Annotated in this window: 4 protein-coding genes; all 4 read left to right on the forward strand. The window is 62.1% G+C overall.

The genetic code is table 11. The annotated features are described in order from the left end of the window. A partial coding sequence (gene rlmN, locus ACFFAR_RS26445) for a radical SAM protein (RefSeq protein WP_174364772.1) occupies window positions 1-765 on the forward strand: 765 nt, incomplete at its 5' end. Window positions 766-995: 230 nt separating this feature from the next. After that, a complete protein-coding gene (locus ACFFAR_RS26450) occupies window positions 996-2,156 on the forward strand; it encodes a RodZ domain-containing protein (protein WP_174364771.1) in 1,161 nt (386 codons plus the stop codon). 228 nt (window positions 2,157-2,384) lie between these two features. Continuing rightward, complete coding sequence (gene ispG, locus ACFFAR_RS26455; protein ID WP_061999534.1) at window positions 2,385-3,704, forward strand: flavodoxin-dependent (E)-4-hydroxy-3-methylbut-2-enyl-diphosphate synthase; 1,320 nt, start codon at window positions 2,385-2,387, stop codon at window positions 3,702-3,704. A gap of 6 nt (window positions 3,705-3,710) precedes the next feature. After that, window positions 3,711-4,135 (forward strand): ATP phosphoribosyltransferase regulatory subunit (locus ACFFAR_RS26460; RefSeq protein ID WP_174364770.1); only part of this gene is annotated, 425 nt, incomplete at its 3' end.

The following is a 4,135-nucleotide window of genomic DNA, read 5'->3' on the forward strand; positions in this document are numbered from 1 at the left end:
GGTTTCTCGCGCAACCTGAGCACAGGCGAAATCATCGGCCAGTTGAGAATGGCGGAATTTGCGCTGCGTGCATCAAAGAGCGGTACTTACGGCGCGCCGAACAATGGCAAGGCCGATCGTGTGGTGACCAACGTCGTGATGATGGGCATGGGCGAACCGCTGCTCAATTACGACGCCGTGGTGCCCGCCATGCGGTTGATGCTGGACGACAACGCGTACGGGTTGTCGCGTCGCCGCGTGACCTTGTCGACCTCGGGTGTCGTGCCCATGATGGACCGGCTTGGCGCGGATTTGCCGGTTGCGCTCGCGGTATCCTTGCACGCGCCGAACGACCCCTTGCGCGACATGCTGGTGCCGCTGAACAAGAAGTATCCGTTGCGCGAACTGATGGCGGCATGCCAGCGCTATTTGAAAGTGGCGCCGCGCGACTTCATCACGTTCGAGTACTGCATGCTCGACGGCGTGAACGACAGCGAAGCGCATGCACGCGAGCTCGTTGCGCTCACGCGCGACGTGCCTTGCAAATTCAATCTGATCCCGTTCAATCCGTTCCCTGAATCCGGGTTGAAGCGCTCGGCGAACGAGCAGATCAAGCGTTTCGCGCAGGTTTTGATGGACGCCGGTGTAGTGACCACGGTGCGCAAGACCCGCGGCGACGACATCGATGCGGCATGCGGACAACTGGCCGGTGCGGTCCAGGACCGTACGCGTCTTGCGCAGCGCATGGGCAAGGCATCGAAGGTAATTGAGGTTCGGGCTGTCTGATTCGTTTCATCAGCCACGCCGGCGCCGCAAGACGAGCGCTCCAGGCTGATACGTGTCATTCGGTTACGGAATCGGAATAATCAGCAATAAACGATCAAAGTCGGCGCACAACACCGCGCATTTTGTTATAAAGCGGTCTGCAACGCCGGCGCGGCAAGTCCGTGCGGTAGCGCCGTGCTTGGCAACGAAGCTGAGCAGCGACAAAAAAGAATCGATGCGAGGAAATTGGGATGAGTGAGCCGCAGCACCCGACGCCGTTTGGCGCTCATAAAGGTGGCCAGTCGGGCGGCCAAGCCGGCGATGTGCCGGGAAGCCAGCCGGAGCGGGCCGCGAGCGCCGCGCAGGGTGGAATCCAGGCCGCGCGCCTTGAATCGGTCGCAGCGGTAGGGGCGCGTCTGACGCAGCTTCGCGAAGCGAAGAACTGGTCGCTTGACGACGTTTCCGCGCGGTTGAAGGTCTCGCCGCAAAAGTTGCGCGCGCTTGAAAGCGGCGATCTCAGTCTTTTTCCCGATCGCAATTTCGCGGCCGGCATTGTGCGCAGCTACGCAAAGATCATGGGCGCCGATCCGGCGCCGTTCACCGCGGCGTTGCGCCAGGCGAACGGTCCGGTTGAACAGAATTTGTCGTTGCCGGCATCGTCGGGTGCAGGATTGCCGCGAGGCCGTGTATCGGTGCCGCTTGGCAGTTCCCCTAAGCGCCGGTCGTGGTTGTGGGGCGTGGCGGCTGTGGTCGTTGCGGTGATCGCGCTTGCAATGTGGCATACCGGCGGTGACTCCGCCGCGTGGCTTGCCCGTTTCAAAGCAAGCGCCAATGGTACGGGCCAGTCAGCCGGCGGCGATACGAGCACGAGTTCGGCCGTAGTTGGATCTGAAGAGTCGAGCGCAAATGCCGGTTCGGTTGCGCCGGCCGATACGACGGCTGCAAGCGGCGCAGCAGAGAACAACGCGACTACGCAGCAAGCTGGCGCTCAGCCAATGCCGAGCCCGCTGGGTACGAACGCGCTGCCGGCGTCGTCATCGACCATTTCGGCAGTTCAGGGCGCCGCCGCCAAAAGCGCGGGTGTTCCCGCTGCAGTTCCGTTGACGAATGCGGCGAAGGCCGGAGCGCCCACACCCGCATCCGTTGCGGCTGCGGTCGGCACGGGTTCGAATACGCTCGAATTGAAGGTGGCGGCGGACAGCTGGTTCAGCGTCCGCCAGAAGGACGGCAAGGAAGTGTTCTCAGGATTGGTCAAGGCCGATTCGGTGCAGCGTGTGGCGGGCGAAGCGCCGTTCAAGGTCACGATCGGCAATCGCGCAGGCCTCGACTCGCTGACGTTCGACGGACAACCGGTCGAGGCCGCCAAGTTCGGGCCGGCCAAGGGTAACGTCGCGCGTTTTTCGCTTCCCTGAAGCCGTTGAAGTCCGTGCCGCAGGCTCCGTGCATCGTATGCCGGAGCCTTCGTAACAAGTTGCGTCGGATCGTGGCGTCTGACCTCGATCCTCAGGCTTGACACGAAATCGTGCGAAGATTTCGTTTCGGCGTTAAAGATTGTCAAACGCCGATCCTTGTCCTTGAGTCTCATTCATTCCAGAAACGCGTCTTCCGTGCGGCATCCGGCAACGCAGAGGGTCACTTAGATGCAATCCGAAGCTCAACACCCCCTTATTGAAAGCAAGATTTGTTCGTCGGAGCCTGTTTTCGGCGGATCGTGGAAACGGCGGGCATCGCATGCCGTCGACGTGCGCTGGGGCGGCCAGCTCATCACTATCGGCGGAGATTCACCGGTGCGCGTCCAGTCGATGACCAACACCGACACCGCGGACGCTATCGGTACCGCAATCCAGATCAAGGAACTGGCGCAGGCCGGCTCCGAGCTGGTCCGGATCACGGTGAACACGCCTGAAGCAGCGGCGGCGGTCCCCGCGGTACGTGAACAACTCGACCGGATGGGCGTGACCGTGCCGCTCGTCGGCGATTTCCACTACAACGGGCATACGCTGCTGCGCGACTATCCGGCGTGTGCGGAAGCGTTGTCGAAATACCGTATCAATCCGGGCAACGTGGGCGCCGGCGCCAAGCGCGACACGCAGTTTGCGCAGATGATCGAAGCGGCTGCGCGGTACGACAAGCCGGTTCGTATCGGCGTGAACTGGGGCAGTCTCGACCAGGATCTGCTCGCCCGCATGATGGACGAGAACGCCGCGCGCCCGACGCCCTGGGAAGCGCAAAGCGTGATGTACGAGGCGCTGATCCAATCGGCGATCGGCTCGGCGGAACGCGCGGTCGAACTCGGCTTGCGGCGCGACCAGATCATCCTGTCGTGCAAGGTCAGCGGCGTGCAGGACTTGATCGCGGTGTATCGCGAACTGGCAAAGCGCTGCAGCTTTGCGCTGCACCTCGGGCTGACCGAGGCAGGGATGGGGTCGAAGGGCATCGTGGCATCGACGGCAGCGTTGTCGGTGCTCTTGCAGGAAGGGATCGGCGACACCATCCGGATCTCGCTGACGCCCGAACCGGGTGGTGCGCGGACCGGCGAAGTGATTGTCGGGCAGGAAATCCTGCAGACCATGGGTCTGCGCTCGTTCACGCCAATGGTCATTGCCTGCCCGGGCTGCGGACGCACCACGAGCACGTTGTTCCAGGAACTGGCGTCGCAGATTCAAACGTATCTGCGTGACTCGATGCCGGTCTGGCGCGACCAGTTCCCGGGCGTGGAGAAGATGCACGTTGCGGTAATGGGCTGCATCGTGAACGGGCCGGGCGAATCGAAGCAGGCAAATATCGGCATCAGCTTGCCTGGTTCCGGTGAGAATCCGGCGGCGCCGGTGTTCATCGATGGCGTGAAGGTCAAGACGCTGCGCGGCGAACACATCGCCCAGGATTTCCAGCAAATCGTCAGCGAGTACGTCACGCGGACTTACGGCAAGCGCGAAACCGCGCAGGCAGAAACACTCTAAATACAGATGACTGAAGTCAAGAAAAAGCTTGAAAAGCTAAGCGGCGTGAAGGGCATGAACGACATCCTTCCCGAACACGCCGCGCTTTACGAATTCTTCGAAAGTACCGTCAAATCGATGCTGCGTGCTTATGGCTACCAGCAGATCCGCACGCCGATCCTCGAGCATACGCAACTGTTCACGCGTGGCATTGGCGAAGTGACGGACATCGTCGAGAAGGAAATGTACAGCTTCACCGACGCGCTCAACGGCGAGCAGCTCACGCTGCGCCCGGAGAACACCGCTGCGGTGGTGCGCGCGACGATTGAACACAATCTGCTTTACGACGGCCCGAAGCGGCTGTGGTACGTCGGCCCGATGTTCCGCCACGAGCGCCCGCAACGCGGACGCTACAGGCAGTTTCATCAGGTCGGCGTGGAAGCGCTGGGCTT

Source organism: uncultured Caballeronia sp., assembly GCF_964243625.1.
Classification (GTDB): domain Bacteria; phylum Pseudomonadota; class Gammaproteobacteria; order Burkholderiales; family Burkholderiaceae; genus Caballeronia.

Excerpts from the sequence above, each read along its gene's own strand:
- ACFFAR_RS26450 (WP_174364771.1), top strand. The coding sequence starts at position 996 with ATGAGTGAGCCGCAGCACCCGACGCCGTTTGGCGCTCATAAAGGTGGC.
- ispG (WP_061999534.1), top strand. The coding sequence starts at position 2,385 with ATGCAATCCGAAGCTCAACACCCCCTTATTGAAAGCAAGATTTGTTCG.